The sequence below is a fragment of the Loktanella sp. DSM 29012 genome, from assembly GCF_900110705.1.
Taxonomy (GTDB): Bacteria; Pseudomonadota; Alphaproteobacteria; order Rhodobacterales; family Rhodobacteraceae; genus Loktanella; species Loktanella gaetbuli.
Genome location: NZ_FOEJ01000002.1, coordinates 382,800 through 407,370 on the forward strand (window position 1 = coordinate 382,800; position 24,571 = coordinate 407,370).

Below are 24,571 nucleotides of genomic sequence, written 5' to 3' on the forward strand. Positions count from 1 at the left end.
GCGGACAGGCGGACGCCCCATGCGATCCTGCGACATCTACAGCGGGTCATCGTCGCCCCCAATTGAATGGTAAACATATCCTAATTGGTTAACGCCCTAACCAATATTGTGGGTCATGGCGCCTTTGATTGGTCACAGTGATTGTCTAGGCTGCATTAACGAAACGAGGACACGCTATGAGAGTATTGATCGCCGATGATCACGACCTGCTGCGGGATACGCTTGTCATGTTCTTGCAGGCCCAGGGCGGGATCGACACGGAATCCGTCGCGGATTTCGACGCGGCCTGTGCGCGGATCACTGCGGACGCGCCTTATGACCTCATCCTGCTGGACTACAACATGCCCGGCATGAACGGGTTGGACGGTTTGAAAAAGGCGATTGCAATGGGGGACGGCCAGCGTGTCGCGCTGATGTCCGGAGAGGCGACCCGCCAGATCGCAGAGGATGCGCTGGATTCGGGGGCCGCCGGTTTCGTGCCGAAATCCCTGCCTGCCAAATCGCTGGTCAACGCTGTGAAATTCATGGCGATGGGCGAACAATACGCCCCCATCGATTTCATGACGGCGGTCGAGGAAACGCAATGCAACCCGCTGGCAGAGAAGCTGACGGCGCGGGAATTGCAGGTTCTCAAGGGGTTGACCGAAGGCAAATCCAACAAGGAAATCGCCCGCGACCTCGACATTACCGAACCGACCGTAAAGCTGCATGTCAAAACGCTATACCGCAAGGTCGGGGCCGCAAACCGCACGCAGGCTGCGATGATCGCCCGCGAGGCGGGGCTCTTCTAAGGACCTATCCTGACGGATAGTGCGACGGACGGATGGACCGGACGATTAACCATACGCCCACGCGACGGTTAATTGGCAAATAGGTAAACAGCGGCAAAGGAGATTGCCGATGTTGATTGCCCCCACCCTGCCCCCTGCTGCCACACCGCGCCGGTCGCGTATCCGCCGTGCCCTGCTGGGTGGCGGGTTGGCCGATCTGGGCCGCCTGCCCCGCTATGCGGCATTCGCGATCCTGGGGGCCACACTGATCTGGGCACCGATCACGGGGTATCTGCGGACAGCACCGCTGACCTACAAATCCAGCACGTCGCTGATCCTGCCCGGTTCGGGGGCATCCGCATCGCTGAACCTTAACGGCATCGGTCAGGCCAGCTCTTATGCAAGTTCGGCATTCGCCAGCAACGCGGTCAGCCCGACCGAAACCTACAAACGCCTGCTGAACGCCGACCGCATCCTCGCCGCGGCCGCCAGGTCACTGGACATCAGCATGCCGGATCTGGGCCGCCCGCGCGTGTCACTGGTCGACCAGACCAGCCTGATCCATTTCGAAATGACAGGCGGCAGCCCCGTCGAGGCCAAGGCGCGCGGCGAGGCGATCCTGGATGCGTTTTTCACCGAATTGGACGCCCTGCGCGCCGACGAGGTTGCAACCCGCGAGGACAGCGGATTGCAGGCCATCGCCGACTATCGCGATTCGGTCGCGCAGACCCGGGCCGCCATCAGCACCCTCCAGGACAGCAGCGGATTGTTGTCGGTCGAACAATACGACGTGCTGATGGACCGGCACCTTGCCTTGGAAACCGAACTGCGCGTCCAGACGGCAACCCTCGCCGAAAAAGAGGCCGCGACAGCCAGCCTTTCGTCACAACTGGGCGTCAGTGCCGAGGCAGCGGCCCGGACGCTCAAGCTCTTTGCCGACGGTGCCTATCTGTCCTTGTTGGACGAGGCTGCGCGCTTTGCTGCCCAGTTGGCAGAGGCGCAATCGCAATTCGGACCGCGCCATCCGCAGGTCGTCACGGCCCGACAGGGCCACGATACTGCACGCAGCACGGCACAGGCCCTCGCGCGACAGGTCACGGGTCTGGATGATGCAACACTGGCTGGCCTCGACCTCGCACCGCAGGGCGTGCGGGCCGACCTGCTGGCGCAACTGGTCCAGATGCAGGCAGACAGCCGCGGCGCGCGCCAACAGCTCGAGGCGCTGCGTGCGCAATACGCCGCAGGTCAGCGCGATCTGGCCGCCAAGGCCGCTGCGGCCGCACAACTACAGGATCTCGAACGTGATTTTTCGGTGGCAGAGGCTGTCTTTGCCTCGGCCATCGCGCGGGCGCAATCCAGCAAATCGGACGTCTACGCGTCCTATCCGCTGGTGCAGGTGCTGGAAAACCCGTCGCTTGCGGACAGACCTTCATCCCCCAACCGCAAGCTGGCCTATGCCGCAGGCGGGGCCGCGACGATGATGATGTTGTTCGGCCTGTTGATGGGCTGGGTCCGTCTGGCACTGATCAGCCGCCTGCTGACCAAACCGGAGCGTCCCGCATGACCGACCTGAACCCGGTCGAGCGGTTCATCTACAAGACGCTGGTTTACACTTGGCCGCTTTATTTCATCGGCGCGCTTTATGTGGTGGGACCCGTGCTGGCCTGGATGCTGGGTGCCTTGGCTGTTCTGGTCCTGTTTCTGGGCGATGCGATCCGGGATGACATGCGTGCCGCCGGACCGATCCCGCCGGTGGTCTGGATGTGGATCATCGGCATGGCCGTGATGCTGGTCGCCCTCTGGGTCGGTCACCTGAACTGGGACATGGGCCTGAAGCAGACGATCAAATCCAGCATCGGCTGGGCCAAGGGCTGGGCCTTGATGGCGCTGTTTCCGCTGGCGGGTGCAGTCCTGCCGATCCGGCGCAGCGTGCTGATCCGGGGGCAATGCGTCATTGGGCTGGGCACATTGATCCTGGCCCCCATCCTGCTGGCCGCACCACATATCGGATTGCCGGAGAAAATATTGACCTCGCCGCTCAAGGCCGTCGGTGGACCGGGGCCAGAGTATTTTTCGGTCTATTTCTTTACCTGGGACCCGTCCAGCTGGACCCCACGCTGGCAATTCTACGCCCCCTGGTCACCCTTTGCCGCGATGCTGGGCCTGATGATGGTCCTGTTCGCGATGGAAGAGGACAACACACGCTGGCGGCGCATCGGGATCGCCGCGGGCATGCTGATGATCCTCGCGTCGAAATCGCGCATGGGGTTGGTCGGGCTGGTGGCCTGCACGATCGGACCCCGCATGATGCCGTTGCTGTTGCGCGGCTGGGCCTGGCAGGTGGTGGCCGGTCTGACGGCCTCCATGGCGATGCTGGGGGCCACGATGGCCGCTGCCGCCCTCGATGCGGTCGCCACGTTCAAGGGGGCCCGCGCCGACAGCACGCGGGTGCGCGAAACCCTGCAACGGATCGCTTGGGAGCGTTGGAAAAACGACGCTGTCTGGTTCGGTCACGGGCGCGTGGCCCCTGGATCGCACGCGGTGGAATACATGCCGATCGGCAGTCACCACACTTGGTATGGGCTGTTGTTCGTCAAGGGCGTGGTCGGTCTGCTGGCGCTGCTGGTGCCCTTTGTCTGGCAGTTGGCCATCGCGATGAAGGACGCCACGCTGGGGCCGCGCGGACGGCTGCCAATGGGCTTCATGATGACGCTGACGCTGCTGTCCTTTGGTGAAAACGTCGAAATCGAGGCCTATCTGCTGTGGCCGGGCCTGATGCTCTTGGGCATCCACGCGCGCGAGGTGCGCAGCGCCCCTGCCTTGTGATCAACGGGGCGTTGTCACGGACCCGCCCCTGCCCCAAGGTATCCGGTGATGCACCACAGGATACTGTCATGACCGATCTCAACCAGCCGCTGGGCGGCAATACCATGCCCCGTTTCGGTGGCCCCGCGACCATGATGCGGCTGCCCGCACAGGATAGCGCCGCCGGGCTGGATGCCTGTTTCATTGGCGTACCGCTGGATATCGGCACGTCAAACCGGCCCGGCACGCGGCTGGGTCCGCGCCAGATCCGCGACGAAAGCAGGATGCTGCGTCCCTACAACATGGCGACCGGGGCCGCGCCCTTTGACAGCTTGCAGGTGGCGGACCTTGGCGACGTGCCGATCAACACATTCGATCTGAAAAAATCGGTCGGGATCATTGCCGATCACTACCGCGCGGTCCTGGCCCACGACGTGATCCCGCTGACACTGGGCGGGGATCATACGATCACCTGGCCCATCCTGCGGGCGATTGCCGAAAAATACGGCCCCGTTGCCCTGATCCATGTCGATGCCCACGCCGACACCAACGCGGATATGTTTGGCGAAACGGTGGCCCACGGCTGCCCGTTCCGCCGCGCCCACGAGGAGGGTCTGCTGATCGACGACAAGGTGTTCCAGATCGGGTTGCGCGGCACCGGCTATGCCCCCGCCGATTTCGACTGGGGCCGCGCGCGTGGCTGGTCCGTCATCCCGGCCGAGGCGTGCTGGCACAGATCACTGACCCCGTTGATGGCGCAAATCCGCGACCGGATCGGCGATGCCCCGGTCTATCTGACCTTTGATATCGACAGTCTGGACCCCGCATTTGCCCCCGGCACGGGCACGGCGGAAATCGGTGGTCTGACAATCCAGCAAGGCATGGAAATCGTGCGCGGCTGCGCTGGTCTCAATCTGGTCGGCTGCGATCTGGTCGAGGTCTCGCCGCCCTATGACATGGCCGGCAACACCGCCGTGACGGGCGCTGGCCTGCTGTTTGAAATGTTGTGCGCCCTGCCCGGCGTTTCACGGACCGGTCAGGGCGCCACATCCGATATCGCGTTCTAGCTTTGCGCGCGTTCGGCCCAGCCTGCGAATATCTTTTCCAGGAAAACGACCGCGTAATACAGCACGATCCCCAACACCGCGAGCGCGATCAGAACGGCAAACATCAACGGGTAGTTGCCGTTCGTCTCGCCCGATTTGAACAGCGCACCAAGGCCCCGCCCGTGCGGGCTGACGATTTCCACAAGGTTGGTGCCGATGAACGCCAGCGTCGCCGCCACCTTGAGCGCGCCAAAAAATTCCGGCAGCGTTTTCGGCAGGGCGATCTTGCGGAAAATCGTGAATTTCGACGCGCCCAGCGCCCGCAGGATGTCCCGGTATTCCGGTTCCAGCGTCGACAGACCGATGCCCACCGAAACCGCGATCGGAAAGAACGAGATCATGAAGGCCATCAGCACCGTATTGAAATCGTGTTGCCCGATGAACAGCAGCGCAATGACAGGCACCAGCGTCGCCTTAGGCACCGCGTTGAACCCGACCAGCAGCGGATAAAGCGCATCCCGCGCGATGCGCGAGAATCCGATGATCATGCCCAGCAGCGTGCCGAACACCACGGCCAAAAACAGCCCGACAACGGTTCGCCACAGCGTTTGCCAGCCCATGATCAGAAACAATTCCTTGTATTGCCAAAATGCGGGCGGCAGGTCGGACGGCGACGCCATCTTGTAGTTCGGCCAACCGTTGACCCAGACCAGAAATTCCCAAAACCCGAGGAAAATCAGGATCGACGCGACCGGAACGGCGATTTTGTACAGCATCAGTGCGCCCCCCCGTCACGGCCCTGTGCGATCTTGATCTGATCACGCAGGATATGCAGCATGTCCGCCACCTTGGGCGTATAGAGAACGTCCAGCGTGCGGTCCTCTGGCAGATCGACGTCCATGACATATTGCGTGCGCGCAGGGCGACCTGACAGCACGATCACCTGGTCCCCCAGAAACACGCTTTCGCGCAAATCATGGGTAATCAGAACGGTGGTGAAGGGTTCGGCGCGGCGCAGATCGCGCATGGTCTGCCACAGGTCCTCGCGCGTGAATGCGTCGAGTGCGCCGAATGGTTCGTCCATGATCAGCACTTCGGGTTTGTGGACCAGCGACCGGCAGAGCGACGCGCGCTGCCGCATCCCGCCCGATAATTCAGAGGGGCGCTTGTTCTCGAACCCGGTCAGGCCGACCATATCCAGCAGTTCCATCGCGCGCGCCTCACGGTCGGCACGTGACATGCGCGGGGCGACGATTTCCAGCGGCAGGATCACATTGTCCATGATCGAGCGCCATTCCAGCAGCACCGGGTTCTGAAACGCCATACCGACCGTCTTGCGCGGGCCCTTGACCCGTTCGCCATGCAGATAAACCTCGCCCTCGTCGGGCTTCATCAGACCGGCCACCAGCCGCGTCAACGTGGATTTGCCGCAACCAGACGGTCCGACCACAGCAGCAAAGGTGCCCGTCGGCACCGACACATTCAGACCGTCCAATACGGGCAATGGCCCGCTGGCGGTGGTATAGGCGTGTTTTACGCCCTTGATCTCGATTAGATTTTCGATGGTTTGCCCCCCTTGCTCTGAAATCGGGCCGCCCGATGGGCGGCCCGTGATAGTTCAGTTCAGCATACGCGCGTCAGCGGGCGGCAGATAGCTTGGATCGAAATAGAGAGCTGCGTCAGGTTCATTCACGAACTCATAGACGCTTTTGGTCTGTTCGATCGCGCTGGCCATCCGCGCATCGTCGATCCCGCCCATGCCGTTTTCGGCCACGTAGTCGGTCAGCACATTAGCATCGATCGACATTTGCAGACGCTCGGTTTCCAGTGCGGCATCGGCGGCCGGGTTGCGTTCGATCAGCGCCGCAATCGCTGCGTCAGGCGTTGCGATGGCGTCCTTCCAGCCCATCGCCACGGCGGTCAGGAAACCCGTCACGGCATCCGGGTTGGCGGCGGCAAAATCAGTATTCACGATGATCGCATTGCCATACAGATCGACACCGTAGTCAGCCATCAGCAGCGTCGAGATATCGTCTGCCTCCACGCCCAGACGTTTCAGGTTCAGCACGGACGAAAACGAGAACCCCGTGATCGCAGCCACTTCGCCTTCGGCCAGCATCGGCTCTCGGGTCGGGAAACCGACAGGTTCGACCGTGATGCTGTCGATATCCAGACCGGTTTCCGCAGCAAAGATCGGGAACTGCGCCCAGGCCCCATCGGGCGGCGGTGCGCCCAGAACCTTGCCTGCGAGGTCAGCCGGGGCTTCGACGCCCAGCGACTTGCGCCCGACCACGGCAAAGGGTGGTTTGTCATAAACCATCATCACGGCAGTCACAGGCGCGCCGGGGTTCTGGTCAAGGAATCGCATCAACGAATTGATGTCAGCGAATCCGATGGGAAAGGCCCCTGTCGCGACCTTGGGGATCGCATCCAGTGAGCCCGCGCCTTCGCTGATCGTGACTTCCAACCCCTGATCGGTGAAATATCCAGCATCAAGTGCATGAAAATAGGGCGCTGCCGGGCCTTCGAATTTCCAGTCCAGCGAGAACGGCATTTCGGTCTGCGCGATCGCGGGGGCCGCAATCAGAGCCGCAGCAGCAGCAAGCATCGAGGTATGAAGCGTCATGTTTTGTCCCATTCTGATGATTTCCCGGTGACGCTAGCGACGTGAATGACATCGCGCGAGTCCAATCTTGGCATCGGTCATGTCGGACATCTGGCTCATCTGGCCTGCCTGAAAACTAATCACCTGTTGACCCACGCTGCTGAACGATTCACGTTTTTACAAACCATCCTGCGGCGGTGCCGCTTGAATTGCGCGGCGCGCTCGGCGATCTTGCCCAGAATAACAGGATTTATACCGCATGCCGCACCCGGATCGACAGCCAGCGCCCGACAACAAGATTCATCCATGATCGGTGGGATTGATCTGGGCGGCACAAAGATCGAGGCGCGCCTGTTCGATGATACGGCACTGCAGACGTGCGATTTGCGTCGCGTGCCGACACCGCTGGATGATTTTGATGCACTATTCGCGGGATTGATTGCACAAATCAACTGGCTACGGGATCAGGCAGACGATCCCGATCTGGCCATTGGCGTTTGCGTGCCCGGCGTGATCGACCCGCAGACCGGCGCGGTCTGGGCGGCAAACGTGCCACTGTCGGGGCAGGATCTGGGGGCCGCGCTGACTGCGCATTATGGCCGCAGTTTGCCTGTTGTCGTCGACAGCATGGCATTTGCCTATTCGGAAACCCACGGTGGGGCCGGTCAGAACGGACGCTGCGTGCTGGGGCTGGTGCTGGGCACGGGTGTCGGTGCCGGGCTGTGCCTGGACGGCGCATTTCCGCCGCGCGCGGTCGGGTTGGCTGTGGAAATCGGCCATGTCGGCGTGCCTGCCCGCGCCCTGGCGCGCCACGGATTGCCTCTTTGGGCCTGTGGCTGCGGACGCGCGGGATGCTGGGAAACCTGCATTTCCGGGACAGGTCTGGCCCGGTTGGCGTCCCATGTCACAGGGCAGACCATACCTGCAGAGCAGGTGACAGACCCTGCAACGCTCGACATCTGGGTGGACCTGACCGGCGAGGCGCTGGCCACGTTGCAAAACCTGATCGACCCTGACGTCATCGTCATCGGCGGCGGGCTGAGCCGGCGCGCCGATCTGATCGCCTGTTTGCCTGCGGCACTGGACATGCACCGACTGGGCCAGACCCGTGCCCCCGCAATCCGCGCAGCGCAACATGGCGACAGTTCCGGTGCGCGCGGTGCGGCCCTGCTTGCGGCCACACGATGCTGATCGCGCCTGACCTGTTGTGGGAATCCGGTCGCGGCATGACCGGGATGGGTGTCACGCTGGCAGGCGGTCTGGTCACGCATATCGCCCCCTTGGCCGGGGCAACGCCGGACCTGCGCGTCGCAGTGCTGATGCCCGGTTGCACCGATTTGCAGGTGAACGGCGGCGGTGGCGTGTTGTTCAACAATGATCCCACAGTCGACGGGCTGGAACGGATCGTCGCCGCGCATCAGACCCGCGGCACGGCAGAGGTCATGGCCACGGTCATCACAGACCACCCCGATGTGACCGAGACCGCGGCCCAAGCCGTGATCGCCGCCCGCACCATGCCCGGCCTGCTGGGCCTGCATATCGAAGGACCGCATATCGCGCTGGCGCGACGCGGCACCCACGACCCTGACGCCATCCGTCCACTGGACGCACGCACGGTTGACCTGATCGCGCAGCTGCGCGCCCATGACATTCCGGTCATGCTGACCCTCGCGCCCGAATGCAGCGACGCCGGGCTGATGGAACAGGTCTCGGCCACCGGCGCAATCCTGTCGGCGGGGCATTCGGATGCGACGGCGCCACAGACGGCCGCCGCACTGGATGCCGGGATCACCTGTTTCACCCATCTGTTCAACGCGATGCCACCGATGACATCGCGCGCGCCGGGGATCGTGGGGGCTGCGCTGCGATCAGAGGCCTATTGCGGCCTTATCGCGGATGGCATCCATGTGGACTGGGACATGATCCGGATCGCCATGGCCGCGCGGCCAGTTGCGGATCGCATGTTCCTCGTCTCGGACGCGATGGCGACGGTCGGTGGCCCGGATGAATTCGACCTGTATGGGCGGACGATCCGCGTGGCCGATGGAGCGCTGATCAATGCAGAGGGTGCGCTGGCAGGCGCACATCTGGACATGGTGACCGCTTGTGCCAACATTCACCACCACGCCGGCGTATCCGTCGCACAGGCCATTCGCATGGCAACCGACATTCCGCGCACCGTTATGGGCCTGCGCCCCAGATCAATCGTTCTGGAAACCCCGGTGCGCGACCTGCTGGCACTTGACATGGACATGCAGCGCATCATCCTGCCCGATCAATAGATGTAGCGGATTTGTTCAGTCCAGTAGCGTTCCATCCGGCGCAGGGACCCGTTGATTTCGTCGATCCGCGTCTGATCCATCACGCCAGACGACACCAGATCACCCGCATGTCGGGCAAACAGATCCGACAACGCCCGGTGCACCACACGCCCTTTTTCGGTCAGCCGCACCCGCACTGAGCGACGGTCAATGTCGGACCGCTGGTGGTGCATATAGCCGCCATCGACCAGCTTCTTGAGGTTATAGCTGACGTTCGATCCCTGGTAGTAACCACGCGATTTCAATTCGCCGGCGGTCACTTCCTTGTCGCCGACGTTGAACAGCAGCAGCGCCTGCACCGGGTTGATATCCTGCATGCCCAGCCGTTCGAATTCATCCTTGATCACGTCCAGCAGCAACCGGTGCAGCCGTTCGACCATGACCAGCGTATCCAGATAGCTTTGCAGAAAAACCCGGACCAGCGGTGGCGTATCGCACTGATCCGCGGCCTTTGGTATATTGGCATGCAATGTCATCGCGGAATCCCTTGGGCGGCTGGCTCTCAGGATGATCCGAATTGTGAAATTTTCCGTTAATCGCCGCGCGGTCGCGTCAATCCTTGCGCCAGAACAGCAATATCGGCGACCATCGGGGCGAACCTGGCCGGTGCCTCGGATTGGCCGGAAACCCAGCGATAGATTTCCAGATCGCTTTCTTCCATCAGATCCTCGTAGGTGCGCAGATCCTCGGCACCGTATTCCGCCAGCCGCGCCTTGGCAAAAGCCGACAGAATGAGGTCCATTTCCTTGATCCCGCGGCGCATCGACCGCATGGCCAGCCGCTTGCGCGTAATGTCCAGATCCTCGGTCATTGCGGCACCTCCAGCGCCCGGCGCAAACGTTTTTCCAACCGCGCCAGTTTATCGGCATCCCGTGCGATCGACATACGCAAATCGCGCATCTGCGACAACAATTCACTGATTTCGGGGGCGATGCTGACCACGTCGTCGGGGGCCGCGACGCCCTCGCCCTCGCCAGTCAGCAACCAGCCCAATGATACGTTCAGCATGCCCGCCATCATCGACAGGCGGTTCGCACGCGGTTCCTTGAGGTCCTCTTCCCATGCGCTGACGGTGCCTGTCTTGACGCCCAGCTTCTTGGCCAGGTCGGATACGCTCATACCTGCGGCATCGCGCGCCGCCGTCAGCCGGTCGCCGAATGTCGCGGCATCATCGCTATACCAGTCGTTGTCTTGCATCGCGGGGCCATCCTTGTTGCTTGCCTGATGTGGTACACACATCCTATGACATGCGCAGCACACTGATACCACCGGAGCGGCCATGAAACTGTTGTCTGCGACGCTCGACCGCGTCAAACCCTCGCCCACCATCGCCGTGACGACCCGGGCACAAGAACTGCGCGCGCAGGGGCGCGACGTGATCGGTCTGGGGGCGGGCGAACCCGATTTCGACACGCCAGACCACATCAAGGCCGCAGGCATCGCCGCCATCCAGTCCGGCAAGACGAAATACACCGCCGTCGACGGCATCCCAGAGCTGAAACAGGCCATCTGCACCAAATTCAAGCGCGACAACGACCTGGACTACACGCCTGCGCAGGTCAGCGTCGGGTCCGGTGGCAAACAGGTGATCTACAACGCCTTCATGGCGACACTGAACCCCGGCGACGAGGTCATCATCCCTGCCCCCTACTGGGTCAGCTACCCCGACATGGTCAAACTGGGCGGCGGCGAACCCGTGTTTGTCGCCGGTGCGCTGGATCGCGGGTACAAGATCACGGCCGACCAGCTGGAGGCAGCGATCACGCCGCGAACCAAGTGGTTCCTGTTCAATTCGCCCAGCAATCCGACAGGCGCAGGCTATAGCTGGGACGAGCTGAAGGCGCTGACCGACGTGTTGCTGCGTCACCCCCACGTCTGGGTGCTGACCGATGACATGTACGAACATCTGGCGTTCGACGACTACCGGTTCTGCACGCCCGCACAGGTCGAACCGCAACTCTATGACCGGACCCTGACGATGAATGGCGTGAGCAAGGCCTATGCCATGACCGGCTGGCGGATCGGCTATGCCGCGGGGCCGCAACCACTGATCGCTGCCATGCGCAAGGTGCAATCGCAGTCCACGTCCAACCCCTGCACCATCAGCCAGTGGGCCGCGGTCGAGGCGCTGAACGGCACCCATGATTTCATCGCCCCCAACAATGACATGTTCATCCGGCGCCGCAATCTGGTTGTCGACGCGCTGAACGCCTGCCCCGGCATCGTCTGCCCGATGCCCGAAGGCGCGTTCTACGTCTATCCGTCCATCGCGGGCTGCATCGGCAAGACCACTGCCGCTGGCACCTTGATCGACAGCGACGAGGCGTTCGCCACGGCCCTGCTGGACGAGGCCGAGGTCGCCGTCGTCTTTGGCGCGGCCTTTGGTCTATCACCACACTTCAGGATCAGCTACGCGACATCGGATGCCGCGCTGCAGACCGCCTGTGACCGGATCAGGACATTCTGCGACGGCCTGACCTGACAGGGATCGGGTGGCTGGCCAATCCGGCCAGCCGGTGGTTAATTGATCGCGAACCAAGGATTGATGGGGTTTATGGGCGCAGACCTGCCAGACTATTATTTCCGCATCCGTGAAAACGGTGCTGTCGTGTTCAAGGTCGACACCGAGAACCGGCAACGCCGGATCGAGATGAACCAGCTGGCTGTGGTCAACGTCCGCAACGGCGAGGTGAAACCCCACGGCGACACCATCCTGTCAGAGGCCGATATCGCGGCAATACAGGAATGGCTGGATGCGCGTGTGGCGCTCTTGGCCCAGCGGGATATCGACGACATCCATCGCGCCATCGACTACCTGAACATCACGACCCAATGGGTGCAATCCAAGGCGACGGATGCGCAGCTGGACAGCGTGACGGACCCTTTGCTGCTGGCAATGCATGATCTGCGCAGCACGCTGGTGCGCAAAAAGGCGGACCGGATCCTCAGTCAGGCCGATGGCGGCAAGGCTGACAAACCGCGCGACTAGCCGCGCGATCGGGCGATCAGTTTGCGCAGCACGCGAAACACGTACCACACCAAGAGCACTGTCAGCAGGATGTTGGTCACCGGGTTCAGATAGATGCCCACGCGGTCATAATTGGCCGACAGCAGATACCCCGCTGCGATCAACCCCGCGTTCCAGATGGCAGATCCAATCGTGGTGTAGATGAAAAAAGTGCGCAGCCGCATGCCCGACAGGCCCGCGGGCACCGAAATCAGCGTGCGGATGCCGGGGACCATGCGGCCAAAAAACACCGCCGCCTTGTCGTGCCGGTCGAACCATTCGATCGCGCGCCGCACGTCAGCGACCTCGAGCGTCAGCCAGACACCATAGCGTTCGATGAATGCCTCCAGTCGCTTGCGCCCGATGGCCTGTCCAACCCAGAACCACAGATAGGCCCCCGCCACGGCCCCGATGGTGCCCATCACGAAAATCGCGATCAGCGACACCTTGCCCTGCGCGGCCTGAAACCCGGCCAGCGGCATGACCAGTTCGGACGGGATCGGCGGAAAGACGTTTTCCAAAAACATCACCACACCGACCCCCAGCGCGCCCAGTGTGTCGATCATGCGCGTGATGAAATCAAACATGCGGATGCCCCTGCGTTGCCGAGGAGGTGGGCAGGATACGACGTTGAATCAACATCCGCCAGCACAGCGCGACGGCGGCAAAGGCCAGACCGATGGTCAGCCCCAGCCACAGGCCCTGCGGCCCCCAGCCCAGCGTAAAGGCCATGACATAGCTCAGCGGAATGGCGATCACCCAATAGCTGATGGTCGCGATGATCATCGGGATGAACGTGTCCTGCAATCCGCGCAGCACGCCCAGCGCGATGACCTGGGCCGCATCCACGATCTGGAACAACGCGGCCAGCGCCAGCAGGCTGGCCCCCAGCGGCAGGATCATCGGCAGGGCCGGATCATCGGGGTCGACGAACAATGCGATCAATGATTGCGGCACGGCGAGGAACACGGCGATGGTGAACAGCACGAACAGACCCGACAGGCCGAATGCCGTCACCGCGCCCCGGCGCAGACCCACCGCATCACCGCGACCGAATGCGCGCCCCGCACGCACCGTGGCCGCCTGCCCGATGGCGATATGGATCATGAACATCAGGCTGGTCAGTTGCAGGGCGATGCCGTGGCTGGCCAGTGCGATCTTGCCGATCCAGCCCATCATGATCGTGCTGGCGGTGAACAGGCCACCCTCGGCCAAGGCCGTTATACCGATGGGCCAACCCAAACGGAACACCCGTGCCATGATCTGCGGGTCGGGACGGAACGGATTGCGCAGCAATTCGTATTCCGGCAGCTTGCGCAGGATATAGATGATCAGCAGCACCACGGTGCCGCTTTGCATTGCAACGGACGCGATGGCCGCGCCCCTGATCCCCAGCTCGGGCGCGCCGAAATTGCCGAAAATGAGCATGTAGTTGACACCTACGTTCAGCACTGCCGCAGCAATCGTGGCCCACAGGATAAAGGCGGTCAGTTCCAGCGCCACCAGAAAGGATTTCAGCGTCATGACGATCAGCGCAGGGATCATGCCCAGAATCGCGATTCCCAGGTAGGCGCCGCCCGCACTTGCGATTTCAGGGGTCTGTCCGATAGCCAGCAGGATCGGTTCCGCCCAGAAAAACGGCAGCGACACAACCACGGCGTAGAGGATCGAAAGCCAAACCGCCATGCGTGTCACGCGGCGGGCAGTCTGCGCGTCATCCGCCTCGGATGCGGCGGCGACAAGCGGTGTGACGGCCTGGGCGAACCCTGCACCCACGATGAAAATGACGAAAAACAGGCTGGTGGCCAGCGTCGCCGCCGCCAGCGCGCTGACGTCGTACCACCCCAGCATCACCGTATCGGTGATGTGGATCGCGAATTGCGCCATGTTGCTGGCGACCAGCGGGGCGCCCAGCCTGACGACGGCGCGGATATGATCCGGATAGGTGAATGCAACAGTAGCCATGCCCGGGGTTTAGGCCCGATCCATCGCCTCGTCCACTGCCAGCGTCACCCCTGATCGGGAAACACCTGCTGCAATTCCGCATCGAAGCGTGCCCAGGAAATCGACGCCTTGTTGCCGGCATATCCGTGATAGTGCGACCGCCCCGACGAGGTCGGCAAACCAGCCCAGATCCGGGCCAGATTGTTCATGAACCGATGTCGTCCCATGTCGCCGCGGCGCACAGCCTGCAAACCGGCCTCATGCAGCAGCACATCTGCCAGACGGTCCTGCACGGACGGGGAAAACAGGTGATTTTCGCTCAGGCCAGCCTCGCGGACGACGCGGCGCAGCGTGCTGGGGATGAACTGATACCGTCCGATGGCGTGGTTTTGGCCCGGCGTCGCGTCGATCCAGGCGTAGATTTCGCCGATCGTCAGCCGCGTGGGGCGATCAGGTGGCTGTATGTCCGCACCAAAGACGACCGCATCATAGCCGTCGCGATGCGATTCAGCCTGCCCGATGACCTGCCGGATGATGTACACATCGCGGTCGCCGACGGGTCCCGCCAGCATGATGCGGCGATCCGGTGCCGCAAGGCGCGAGGTCCCCGCTGTCGCATGTTGGTCGGTGCCTGCAGGACGCGGCGGCAATGGGGCGAACATGCTGCCACCTGCCTGACCGGCAAACAGGCTGGGGCCTTGCGTCAACGCGGCAGGCCTGGGCGCGGGGTCCCGCGACACGATCAGCGGGCCGCGTTTTTGCATCAACGGGGCCGCCACGGTCGTGCGCGGATTGGCCTGCGGCCTGTCCGGCCAGAAACTGACCAGTGTCGCACTGGCCGCAAGGGTTGCTGCAAAGAGATGTTTCAAAATCATGGCCCGCCCGGAATAATTGAGGATCGGGCGGACCATGTGGCGAATGTGTTGAAATTTCGTGTCCTGGCGTCAGCCGTCGAGCACGTCGCGCCAACTGTGGGCGGGGGCGAAACCGACCATGTGTTTTGCCTTGGTGTTGTCGTAGAACGTTTCGTTTTCGCCCATCGGCCGGGTCTGTTTCACCCCCGCGTAGAACCGCGACATGACGTCGTCACTGGTCAGGTTCACGCTCATGTCGTCGTTGGACACGTTGAACACCTCATAGCCCAGACCGTCGGTGTTCAGACAGCATTCCACCATCTGCGCCAGATCGCGCGCGTCGATATAGGCAAAGATATTGCGCCGCCGCAGCGCCGGATCATCCATGAACGCCGGAAAGTTTGCGGCATATTCGTGCGGCTCTATCACGTTGTTGATGCGCAGACCGTAAATGTCGGTGCCGCTGCGCTCCTGAAAACTGCGTGCGCAAGCCTCGTTGACGACCTTGGACATCGCATAGCTGTCCTGCGGTACGGTCGGATGGTCCTCGTCGATAGGGACGTAGGCGGGCTTCAGCTCTCCGTCGTAGAAACAGATGCCGTAGGTGGTTTCGGAACTGGCAAAGATCACCTTTGGGATGCCCAGTTTCGTCGCCGCATCCAGCACGTTGTAGGTGGACATGGTATTCGCCTCGAACGTGACGTTGTCCGGCTGGATCATGATGCGCGGCACGGCTGCAAAATGCACCACGGCGTCATAATGCGGCACGCCGGAACCGGGTTCCAGTTCCTCGAAATCGGCAAAGGCCCGCATGGCGTTGAACACCTGACCGGCATCGGTCAGATCGACCCGCAGGCTGCGCCCGTCCGCCTCGGCCGCCAGATCGACGTTCGTGACCTGATGTCCCAGCGCACGCAGATGTGCGACGGCATATTTGCCTGCCTTGCCGCTGCCGCCGGTGAAAAAGATACGCATTTGATATTCCTCTGTGATGCCCGTCACCCGGGACCTTGGTGCGATCATTCACTGCCAGCCGGGCGCGGTCAAACAGATCGCCGATACGCACGGCCCTCTGCACTGGGCCCGCCCGCCGTCGCACCACCCGCCCGCGCGAAGGTCCCACTTAAAACACGGCCAAATTCCGCATAGCGGATTGGAATTTCATTTTTGCACTTCCACAATGCCGCATCACGTCGCATCGTGGCGGCAGGACAGACAGACAGACAGACAGACAGACAGACAAGCCCTGATGAAAGGCCCGATGATGACACGCATGTTTCCCGCAATGGTCGCCGCCATGACCGCCCTGCCCGCCGTGGCCGAGAACCGCATTGATGTCGTGCGCCCCGACGCGCCCGAACTGGCGGCCATCGGCGAGCACGTTGTCGGCGTGCGCACACTGACCTTTACCAATCCCGACCAGGTCGATATCCTGAATACGGGTGCCGAGGGCGAGGTCGCCCGCTACGATCGTTCCCTGACGGTCGAGGTCTGGTATCCCGCGGCAGACGGCACCACGCCAGGCGGCACCTACGATACCGTCCTGCGGGACGGCGTGACGCAGACCACCCTGACCGGCCGTGCCGCACGCGATGCATCCCCTGCCGCAGTTGATACCTTTCCACTGGTCATCATCTCGCACGGCTACCCCGGCAACAGGTTCCTGATGGCGCATCTGGGCGAAAACATCGCGTCCAAGGGCTATGTCGTGGCGGCCATCGACCATACCGACAGCACCTATTCCGACCAGTCCGCCTTTGGGTCGACGCTGTATAACCGCCCCTGGGACCAGCGTTTCGTCGTCGACCAGATGGAATCGCTGGACGATGATCTGGGCGCACTGGTGCAGGACGGCAATGCCGCCGTCGTGGGCTATTCCATGGGGGGCTATGGCGCGCTGATCTACGCGGGTGCCGGCGTGACGCAAGAGAGCCTCGATTTCGGCTACAGCCCGCCGCAGCAATTGCTGGCGCGCAACCTGTCAGGCAGCGACAGCCACGCCAGCCTGTCCGACGACCGGATCAAGGCCTTTGTCGCCATCGGCCCCTGGGGCAACAATTCCGGATTTTTCAGCCCCGACACGCTGGCCGCGATCGACAGCCCGCTGATGTTGATCGCGGGCGAAATCGACGATGTTTCGATCTATGACGCGATGCGCGGAATCTTTGACGACGCCACTGGCACCGACCGCCACCTGCTGACGTTCCAGTCCGCCAACCACAATGCAGGTGCCCCGATGCCCGCCCCCGCCGAAAGCTATGCGCCCTCACCAGCCACGGGCGAACCGACCTTCGGCCACTACGCGGATGCGGTCTGGGACAACGTGCGGATGAACAACATTACCCAGCATTTCGTCACCGCATGGCTGGACCAGCACCTCAAGGGCATCGACCGCGCCGCCTATTTCGATCTGGTGCCCAACGCGCAGGACGGTGTCTGGGACCGTGACGACGCAGGCAACCCGACAGAGGCCGATACCTATTGGACCGGTTTCCCGAACCGCACCGCCGCGGGCCTGTCGTTCGAGACGAAACGCGCGGGCGACTAATCACCGGCCGGCTGCCCATTGCTGCGACGCGCCCACCCACCTAGTATGGGCGAAACCAAAGCAAAGAGCAGCCCGCCATGTCCGATCTTCTGTCCGGCCAGACGCCGTCCACCTATGACGCCTCATCCATCCAGGTGCTGGAGGACATGGAACATGTCCGCCTGCGGCCGGGCATGTATATCGGCGGCAAGGACGACCGCGCGCTGCACCACATGGTCGCCGAAATCGTCGACAACTCGATGGACGAGGCCGTCGCCGGCCACGCAACATGGATCGAGATCGAACTGCACGCCAACGGCCACGTCAGCGTGCGCGATAACGGGCGCGGCATCCCCACCGATCCGCACCCCAAGGACCCCAGCAAATCCGCGCTGGAAATCATTTTCTGCACGCTGAACGCGGGCGGCAAGTTTTCCGGCGACAGCTACCAGACATCGGGCGGTTTGCACGGCGTCGGGTCCTCGGTCGTGAACGCCCTGTCCGACCACCTGCGGGTCGAGGTTGCGCGCAACAAGGAACTCTTTGCGATGGAATTCTCGCGCGGGGTCCCGCAGGGAAAACTGCAAAAGGTGGGGGCCGCCCCCAACCGGCGCGGCACCGCCGTCACGTTCCACCCGGACGAAGAGATTTTCGGCAAGCTGCAACTGAAGCCCAAACGCCTTTTCCAGATGGCCCGGTCCAAGGCCTATCTGTTCAGCGGTGTCGAAATCCGCTGGAAAACCGAAATCGACGACGGCGAAACGCCTGCTGCGGCCACGTTCAAATTCCCCGGCGGCCTGTCGGATTACCTGAACGAGACGCTGACCGGATCGACCACCTATTCCGAACGCCCCTTTGCGGGCACCGTGGATTTTACCGAAAAATTCGGCGTCCCGGGCAAGGTCGAATGGGCGATCAACTGGACCCCCGCGCGGGACGGGTTCATCCAGTCCTACTGCAACACCGTCCCCACACCAGAGGGCGGCACGCACGAGGTCGGGTTCTGGAACGCGATCCTCAAGGGGATCAAATCCTATGGCGAGCTGACCAACAACCGCAAGGCCGCGACCATCACCCGCGAGGATCTGATCGTGGGCGGCTGCGCGCTGGTGTCTTGCTTCATCCGCGAACCCGAATTCGTGGGCCAGACCAAGGACCGTCTGGCCACCATGGACGCGCAGCGCATGGTCAACGCTGCCGTGTCGGACCATTTCGACAACTGGCTGGCCGCCGACACCAAATCGGCGGGCGCGATCCTCGATTTCCTGATCCTGCGGGCCGAAGAACGTCTGCGCCGCAAACAGGAAAAGGAAACCTCGCGCAAATCAGCCACGAAAAAACTGCGCCTGCCCGGCAAACTGACCGACTGCACGTCCAAGACGCGCGAAGGGACAGAGCTGTTCATCGTCGAGGGCGACAGCGCCGGCGGGTCAGGCAAGGGCGCGCGCGACCGCAAGACACAGGCGCTGTTGCCGCTCAAGGGCAAGATCCTGAACGTGCTGGGTGCCGCATCGGGCAAGCTGACGACCAACGCCGAAATCAACGACCTGTGCGAGGCGCTGGGCTGCGGCATGGGCAGCAAATTCAACCTTGACGACCTGCGGTATGAGAAAATCATCATCATGACCGACGCCGACGTCGATGGCGCCCATATCGCGGCGCTGCTGATGACGTTCTTTTTCAGCCAGATGCGCCCGCTAATCGACAACGGGCACCTCTATTTGGCCTGCCCGCCTCTCTATCGTCTGACGCAGGGGCCGAAACGGCTGTATGTGGCGTCCGACGCGGAAAAGGACCGCGCGATGGAAAAGGGCCTGGGCGGCAAGGGCAAGATCGACGTGCAGCGGTTCAAGGGTCTGGGCGAGATGGACGCCAAGGACCTCAAAGAGACCACGATGGACCCCGCCACCCGCAAACTGATCCGCGTGACAGTGGACGATGTGGAACCGGGCGGGACAGCTGATCTGGTGGAGCGTCTGATGGGCAAGAAGCCGGAACTGCGCTTCCAGTTCATTCAGGAGAACGCGCAGTTCGTGGAGGAGTTGGATGTTTGAGGTATAAGTTATTTTAAAGATTTACTGTCGTAAGAACAAATCATGCGAACCTCGGTAAATATTCAGGGTCGTTACCCCTCTCGTTATGGTTTGTAGCAAACTATCCATCGCGAAATTCAAAAAAGCCTCAACTTCTTTTTGCACATCGCTATTGGACGATACGATCAGCTTTGAAAATTTCCACAAAAGGCGCTGCTGGCCATGCAAAACCATCGATCCTTGCAAGTCTAAATACTTCCAATTCATTGTATACAACGTAGACTCAACAGAAATAGCAACGACGTCTTGAGTAACTTCTCTGCAGTTGAAAGAAATATTTAGAATTGGGGCATGCGGATCGTCCGACAAAGACTTACCCATTTTGACTACGTCACCTTCAATAAAATATCTTAACCATAATGAATCGAGATTACACTTTTCAAAAACATACTCAGTTGGCATGTCGAGTGTGAAGCTGTCAGATTTTAGAACCTCCTCCCAACCACTCTCTGCTTTAATGTAGTTTGGTGCTCCGTATTCATCTAGATATGCGCTCGGCGTCTCTGCACTTGCTGGCACTACGAATATACATAAAATGCAGATAAAAAAACTGTGTGTAATGCTCAAGATAAAAACTCCCTTCTTTCTCAATAATGCTAAAAGAGTATCTTTGCCTCTCAGTTCTGCGTCAAGCAATCGATGTCTCGCGAGAGGTCAACGCACCTTTATTCCACCACCAACCCACTGACCTGCGCGCGGATCATGCTTTGCGTGTCGTCGCTGTCGGCGCTGACGGCCATGCCGACCAGCGCGCCGGGGGCGCTGCCGAAGGCGCGGGTCAAATCGCCCGTCAGGTTGACCGACACGTTCATCTGTCCGGTGTCCGCCTGCCGCAGCGGGATCGTAACACCCGTGCCCGGCTCGCCATAGGGCGACGGGATCACCGACCCCACCGCGTTGTTGCCGCCCCAGACGTATTGCAGGATGCGCACATCCCGGCGGCCCAGCAGCGCGCGGATATCGGCCCCCGCCAGCTCTGCCACGGCAGCATCCGGCGCGAACAGGAAATAGACCGCGATATTGCGGTCATCGCCGCCCTTGCGGCTCAGGTTCGTGGGCGGCACGCTTTCGCTGACGGACCAGCTCCATGACGCGGACGTGGCCCCCCGCATCTGATCCGGCACCCGGGTCCACAGCAGGCTGACCGTGTTGTCCGACGCGATCCCCAGCGTGCCCCCGGACTGGCTGTAGTCATTGGACGACAGCACCTTGAGTCGCTGTTCGGTCCAGTTGTTGAAACTGATCGCCTGCGCCGAGGCGCTGGTGGCAAGCAGGGTGGCGGCAATGGTTAGGGTACGAAACATGGGATCCTCCGGTTACTGGACCTGATGGTAGCGGCTTTGGCACCTGCGTCACCCCGGCGCAGGCTGCGTCACGCGATTGTCAGTGACGCCGCGTCAAATCGCGGTTTATGTTTCAGACATGCGTATCTTTGCCCTCTGTCTCGCCCTGATCGCCCCTGCCGTCCAGGCGCAGGTGACAGAAACATCATTGGAACTGGTCCTGCTGGCCGATGCCTCGGGGTCGATCGACGCGGATGAACTGGCGTTCCAGCGTCAGGGCTACGCCGATGCGATGACCAGCGGCCCCGTGCTGTCAGCCATCGAAAACACCCTGCACGGGTCCATCGCCGTCACCTATGTCGAATGGGCGACCAACCAGGTGCAGGTCACCGACTGGATGCTGATCGACGGCCCTGAGACGGCGCAGGCCTTTGCCGCCGCACTGATGACGGCCCCCCGGTCCGCCTATGGCAGCAACGCGATCGGCGCGGCCCTGCTCGAGGCGCAGCGCCTGATCGAGGCGAACGACATCGACGGGTTTCGCCACGTCATCGACTTTTCCGGTGACAGCATGGGCAATTCGTCCGGTCCCCCCATCGTGCCGTCACGCGACACGGTGCTGGCGCAGGGCACGACGATCAATGCGCTGCCGATCCTGCGTCCCGACAACCCGCGCCGCGCGGGCGTGGACCTTGAACGGCTCTATGCCGAAAACATCATCGGCGGGCCAGGCGCGTTCATGGTCACAGCCGAGGGGCGCGACACCTTTGCCGCCGCCGTCCAGCGCAAGCTGTTTCTGGAAATCGCGGGCCTGATGCCCAGCGGTCAGGACTACGCCCGGCGCTAGCGCTGCAAGGTTTCGATGTAATTCGACAGCGCCAGCAGTTCGGCCGGGACGGGCACGGGGTTGCCGTCCTCTTCGGTCATGATGATCGGTCCCAGATCACCGTCGCCAAAGCGCGGCATGACCCCGCTGACGTGATTGCCACGGTTGAAACCGTCGATCACGCTCATCACGTAGTCGGCGGGGTAGCTGCCGCCGTTGCGCGCACTGATACGCGTCAGATCAGGGGCGACGACACCGTCCGACACCGCCATGCCCTGCCCGTTAGCCCCGTGACACGCCGCGCATTGCGACTGGAACGCGGCCATGCCGTCGACCGGCTCGGTTTCCGGCGCACAGGCCGCCGTTGCAATGATAACGAGTGGAAGAAAACGGAACATGGCGCGCCTCGCTGCTGATGTGCGCCTACTGTGCCCCGGATTCCACCAGTTTGCCAGCCTCCAGCCGCATTGCCCGATCCATGCGCGCAGCAAGTTCAAGGTTGTGCGTGGCGATCAGCGCCGACAGCCCCGTGGACCGCACCAATCCCATCAGCGCATCGAACACCCGGTCGGACGTTTCAGGGTCCAGATTGCCCGTGGGTTCATCCGCCAGCAACAGTTTGGGGTTGTTGGCCAGCGCGCGGCAAAAGGCGACGCGCTGCTGTTCGCCCCCCGACAGTGCGGCAGGCCGATGCCCCGCCCGCGGGGCGATCCCCACGGTGTCCAGCAACGACAGCGCACGCGCCCTGGCATCGGACCCCGAGGCCCCATTGGCCAGTTGCGGCAGGACGATGTTTTCCAACGCGGTGAATTCGGGCAGCAGATGGTGAAACTGATAGATGAAACCCACATCATTGCGCCGGATCGTGGTCCGTCTGCGGTCGCTCAGGCCCGTGACGTCCTCGCCACCGATCTGCACCCGACCTGCGTCGGCCACGTCCAGCAGACCCGCGATATGCAACAGCGTGGATTTGCCCGCACCCGAGGGGGCGACCAGCGCCACGACCTCGCCCGGGGCGATGGTCAGCGAGGCGCCGTCCAGCACGCGCACTTCGGACGGTTTACCATGGTTATAGCCCTTGGTCAGGCCCTCCAGCGTCAACACGGGGTCATTCATAGCGCAGCGCCTCGACAGGGTTCATGCGGGCCGCACGGCGCGCGGGAAAAATCGTGATGACCCAGCTAAGCGCAAGGCTCAGCGCGATCGTCGCCACCATGTCACCCCATTCGAGGATCGCATCGGGAAAGAAGAAGCCCTGCGCCTCGAGCCCGCTGACGCCGTTGCCGGACACCTGATCGACAAGCGCATAGACATGCGCGATGTTGAGAGAGAACACGACACCCAGCAGCACGCCGCACAACGTGCCGATCGTCCCGATCGAGGCACCGACGATAAAGAACACCCGCAGGATCGAGCCCTCCGTCAGGCCCATGGTGCGCAGGATACCGATGTCGCGGCCCTTGTTTTTCACCAACATCACAAGGCCGGACACGATGTTCAGCGTGGCGATCAGGACCAGCAAGGACAGCAGGATGAAGATGAAATTGTCCTGCATGTTCAGCGCGTTGTTGAAACCTGACAGGCGCGATTTCCAGTCCGAAAGCAACGCATTTTCACCCGCGGCAGCCGCGATCTGCGGACCTATCTCATCGACGGCGTCGGGGGTTTCCAGACTGACCTCGATTTCGTCGGCGACACCGTCGCGGTTGAAAAACAACTGCGCCTCGTCCAGCGGCATGTAGATGCGGGTGCGGTCGATCAGATCCAGCCCCGCGCGGAAGATATACACAACCTCGAACGCACCGGTGCGCGGCGACGTGCCCATGGCGGTCCGCACGCCATTGGGGGAGATGATCCTGATGCGGTCGCCCACGGTCACGCCCAGTTCCTGGGCCACGCCCCAGCCAATGGCGATGCCTTCGTCAAAGCGGTCAAGCGTGCCGCGGGCCTCGTCGGGGCGTTGCGCCACCAGCGGAATTTCGTTCAGGTCGTCGGCAGAGATGCCGAAAACCTCGACCCCGGCATTGCCGTTGCCGCGGTTGGCCATGACCTGCGCGCGCACCAGGGGGGCGGCGCGCAGCACACCCGGCACTTCGGCGATCCGGCCGGCCAACTGGTCGTAGTCCACAATCAGGTAGGACACGATATCCGTGCCCGCGACGGTGTTCTGCTGATAGACGGTCACATGGGCATTGGCCCCCAGCATCGTGTCGATGAATTGCGCCCGAAATCCCGTCCGCAGGGCCAGCGTCGCAATCAGCGCAAAGACCGCAAGCGTAATCCCTATCAGGCTGATCCACGTCATGACGCTGACGCCGCCCTCTGCGCGTTTGGCGCGGATATAGCGCCAGGCGATCATCCACTCGAAGCGGGCAAAGGGTGCGGTTGTGGCCATGGTCGGTCCCAATCTGGTGGTCGCGCGGACCTTGGAGGTATTTCGCGGGCCGCGTCAATGCAACCGGGTGTGATCGGCATCGGCGTTGGATGGGG

General features: G+C 62.2%; 26 protein-coding genes. 11 read left to right on the top strand and 15 right to left on the bottom strand.

Going from position 1 to position 24,571, the window contains the following annotated elements; genetic code table 11:
* Positions 1-176: 176 nt before the first annotated feature.
* The 4 genes from BMX27_RS06555 to speB all read left to right on the top strand — a co-directional run bounded on the left by BMX27_RS06555 (position 177) and on the right by speB (position 4,642).
* Positions 177-791, top strand: a complete 615-nt coding sequence (locus tag BMX27_RS06555) for a response regulator transcription factor (protein ID WP_090159061.1) — start codon at positions 177-179, stop codon at positions 789-791.
* Between the two features lie 109 nt (positions 792-900).
* Positions 901-2,334, top strand: a complete 1,434-nt coding sequence (locus tag BMX27_RS06560; protein ID WP_090159062.1) for a GumC family protein — start codon at positions 901-903, stop codon at positions 2,332-2,334.
* Positions 2,331-3,596: a capsular biosynthesis protein gene (locus BMX27_RS06565; RefSeq protein ID WP_090159063.1), complete on the top strand. Its 1,266-nt coding sequence runs from the start codon at positions 2,331-2,333 to the stop codon at positions 3,594-3,596. The genes BMX27_RS06560 and BMX27_RS06565 overlap by 4 nt, the downstream gene beginning before the upstream one ends.
* Positions 3,597-3,664: 68 nt before the next feature.
* Positions 3,665-4,642 carry an agmatinase gene (speB, locus tag BMX27_RS06570; protein ID WP_090159064.1) on the top strand — a complete coding sequence of 326 codons (978 nt, stop codon included), beginning with the start codon at positions 3,665-3,667 and terminating at the stop codon, positions 4,640-4,642.
* Here the strand turns inward: speB and BMX27_RS06575 are convergent.
* From BMX27_RS06575 to BMX27_RS06585, 3 genes are read right to left on the bottom strand one after another with little or no spacing between them, the layout of a single operon-like run.
* On the bottom strand, positions 4,639-5,397 hold the full coding sequence (locus BMX27_RS06575; protein WP_056036808.1) for an ABC transporter permease: 759 nt from the start codon (positions 5,395-5,397) through the stop codon (positions 4,639-4,641). The genes speB and BMX27_RS06575 overlap by 4 nt on opposite strands.
* The gene (locus BMX27_RS06580) at positions 5,397-6,185 is read right to left on the bottom strand and encodes an ABC transporter ATP-binding protein (protein ID WP_090159065.1); all 789 of its coding nucleotides are present in this window, start codon (positions 6,183-6,185) and stop codon (positions 5,397-5,399) included. Before BMX27_RS06580 ends, BMX27_RS06575 begins: the two co-directional genes overlap by 1 nt.
* Positions 6,186-6,239: 54 nt before the next feature.
* Complete coding sequence (locus tag BMX27_RS06585) at positions 6,240-7,247, bottom strand: ABC transporter substrate-binding protein (RefSeq protein ID WP_090159218.1); 1,008 nt, start codon at positions 7,245-7,247, stop codon at positions 6,240-6,242.
* A gap of 285 nt (positions 7,248-7,532) precedes the next feature.
* Between BMX27_RS06585 and BMX27_RS06590 the strand changes: the two genes are divergently transcribed.
* Together BMX27_RS06590 and BMX27_RS06595 are read left to right on the top strand one after the other, a co-directional pair.
* Positions 7,533-8,417: an ROK family protein gene (locus BMX27_RS06590; RefSeq protein ID WP_090159066.1), complete on the top strand. Its 885-nt coding sequence runs from the start codon at positions 7,533-7,535 to the stop codon at positions 8,415-8,417.
* Positions 8,411-9,508, top strand: a complete 1,098-nt coding sequence (locus BMX27_RS06595) for an N-acetylglucosamine-6-phosphate deacetylase (protein WP_090159067.1) — start codon at positions 8,411-8,413, stop codon at positions 9,506-9,508. The genes BMX27_RS06590 and BMX27_RS06595 overlap by 7 nt, the downstream gene beginning before the upstream one ends.
* Here BMX27_RS06595 and BMX27_RS06600 read toward each other — a convergent pair.
* Genes BMX27_RS06600 through BMX27_RS06610 form a run of 3 tightly spaced genes read right to left on the bottom strand, consistent with a single transcriptional unit; the run spans position 9,502 to position 10,744 of the window.
* Positions 9,502-10,023, bottom strand: a complete 522-nt coding sequence (locus BMX27_RS06600) for a MarR family winged helix-turn-helix transcriptional regulator (RefSeq protein ID WP_090159068.1) — start codon at positions 10,021-10,023, stop codon at positions 9,502-9,504. The two genes, BMX27_RS06595 and BMX27_RS06600, sit on opposite strands and share 7 nt — an antisense overlap.
* A 56-nt stretch (positions 10,024-10,079) precedes the next feature.
* Positions 10,080-10,358 (bottom strand): succinate dehydrogenase assembly factor 2, encoded by a 279-nt coding sequence (locus BMX27_RS06605; RefSeq protein ID WP_090159069.1) that lies wholly within the window; start codon positions 10,356-10,358, stop codon positions 10,080-10,082.
* Positions 10,355-10,744 (bottom strand): helix-turn-helix domain-containing protein, encoded by a 390-nt coding sequence (locus tag BMX27_RS06610; protein WP_090159070.1) that lies wholly within the window; start codon positions 10,742-10,744, stop codon positions 10,355-10,357. The genes BMX27_RS06605 and BMX27_RS06610 overlap by 4 nt, the downstream gene beginning before the upstream one ends.
* Positions 10,745-10,826: 82 nt before the next feature.
* Between BMX27_RS06610 and BMX27_RS06615 the strand changes: the two genes are divergently transcribed.
* Both BMX27_RS06615 and BMX27_RS06620 read left to right on the top strand, forming a co-directional pair.
* Positions 10,827-12,029 carry a pyridoxal phosphate-dependent aminotransferase gene (locus BMX27_RS06615; RefSeq protein ID WP_090159071.1) on the top strand — a complete coding sequence of 401 codons (1,203 nt, stop codon included), beginning with the start codon at positions 10,827-10,829 and terminating at the stop codon, positions 12,027-12,029.
* A gap of 72 nt (positions 12,030-12,101) precedes the next feature.
* Positions 12,102-12,536 (top strand): hypothetical protein, encoded by a 435-nt coding sequence (locus tag BMX27_RS06620; RefSeq protein ID WP_090159219.1) that lies wholly within the window; start codon positions 12,102-12,104, stop codon positions 12,534-12,536.
* Here BMX27_RS06620 and BMX27_RS06625 read toward each other — a convergent pair.
* From BMX27_RS06625 to BMX27_RS06640, 4 genes are all read right to left on the bottom strand, one after another.
* A complete protein-coding gene (locus BMX27_RS06625; protein WP_090159072.1) occupies positions 12,533-13,141 on the bottom strand; it encodes a DedA family protein in 609 nt (202 codons plus the stop codon). The two genes, BMX27_RS06620 and BMX27_RS06625, sit on opposite strands and share 4 nt — an antisense overlap.
* On the bottom strand, positions 13,134-14,519 hold the full coding sequence (locus BMX27_RS06630; protein ID WP_090159073.1) for an MATE family efflux transporter: 1,386 nt from the start codon (positions 14,517-14,519) through the stop codon (positions 13,134-13,136). Before BMX27_RS06630 ends, BMX27_RS06625 begins: the two co-directional genes overlap by 8 nt.
* A gap of 44 nt (positions 14,520-14,563) precedes the next feature.
* Entirely contained in the window at positions 14,564-15,373 is an 810-nt protein-coding gene (locus BMX27_RS06635; protein ID WP_143056792.1) for a lysozyme family protein, read from the bottom strand.
* A gap of 69 nt (positions 15,374-15,442) precedes the next feature.
* Positions 15,443-16,327: an NAD-dependent epimerase/dehydratase family protein gene (locus tag BMX27_RS06640; RefSeq protein WP_090159075.1), complete on the bottom strand. Its 885-nt coding sequence runs from the start codon at positions 16,325-16,327 to the stop codon at positions 15,443-15,445.
* Between the two features lie 289 nt (positions 16,328-16,616).
* Here BMX27_RS06640 and BMX27_RS06645 point away from each other — a divergent pair, with 289 nt between their 5' ends.
* Together BMX27_RS06645 and parE are read left to right on the top strand one after the other, a co-directional pair.
* Positions 16,617-17,900 (top strand): alpha/beta hydrolase family protein, encoded by a 1,284-nt coding sequence (locus BMX27_RS06645; protein WP_256212414.1) that lies wholly within the window; start codon positions 16,617-16,619, stop codon positions 17,898-17,900.
* 77 nt (positions 17,901-17,977) lie between these two features.
* Positions 17,978-19,933 carry a DNA topoisomerase IV subunit B gene (gene parE / locus BMX27_RS06650; protein WP_090159077.1) on the top strand — a complete coding sequence of 652 codons (1,956 nt, stop codon included), beginning with the start codon at positions 17,978-17,980 and terminating at the stop codon, positions 19,931-19,933.
* Between the two features lie 21 nt (positions 19,934-19,954).
* Here parE and BMX27_RS16705 read toward each other — a convergent pair whose 3' ends face one another.
* Both BMX27_RS16705 and BMX27_RS06660 read right to left on the bottom strand, forming a co-directional pair.
* Positions 19,955-20,608: a hypothetical protein gene (locus tag BMX27_RS16705; protein ID WP_143056793.1), complete on the bottom strand. Its 654-nt coding sequence runs from the start codon at positions 20,606-20,608 to the stop codon at positions 19,955-19,957.
* A 29-nt stretch (positions 20,609-20,637) separates the two neighbouring features.
* Positions 20,638-21,276 carry a DUF3047 domain-containing protein gene (locus BMX27_RS06660; protein ID WP_090159079.1) on the bottom strand — a complete coding sequence of 213 codons (639 nt, stop codon included), beginning with the start codon at positions 21,274-21,276 and terminating at the stop codon, positions 20,638-20,640.
* A 118-nt stretch (positions 21,277-21,394) separates the two neighbouring features.
* On the opposite strand from BMX27_RS06660, the gene BMX27_RS06665 reads away from it, so the two are divergent.
* The gene (locus tag BMX27_RS06665) at positions 21,395-22,102 is read left to right on the top strand and encodes a DUF1194 domain-containing protein (RefSeq protein WP_090159220.1); all 708 of its coding nucleotides are present in this window, start codon (positions 21,395-21,397) and stop codon (positions 22,100-22,102) included.
* Here the strand turns inward: BMX27_RS06665 and BMX27_RS06670 are convergent.
* The 3 genes from BMX27_RS06670 to BMX27_RS06680 are packed head-to-tail and all read right to left on the bottom strand — an operon-like array spanning position 22,099 to position 24,476.
* A complete protein-coding gene (locus tag BMX27_RS06670) occupies positions 22,099-22,479 on the bottom strand; it encodes a c-type cytochrome (protein ID WP_090159080.1) in 381 nt (126 codons plus the stop codon). The genes BMX27_RS06665 and BMX27_RS06670 overlap by 4 nt on opposite strands.
* Before the next feature lie 25 nt (positions 22,480-22,504).
* On the bottom strand, positions 22,505-23,197 hold the full coding sequence (locus tag BMX27_RS06675; RefSeq protein ID WP_090159081.1) for an ABC transporter ATP-binding protein: 693 nt from the start codon (positions 23,195-23,197) through the stop codon (positions 22,505-22,507).
* A complete protein-coding gene (locus BMX27_RS06680; protein ID WP_090159082.1) occupies positions 23,190-24,476 on the bottom strand; it encodes an ABC transporter permease in 1,287 nt (428 codons plus the stop codon). Before BMX27_RS06680 ends, BMX27_RS06675 begins: the two co-directional genes overlap by 8 nt.
* Between the last annotated feature and the right edge of the window lie 95 nt (positions 24,477-24,571).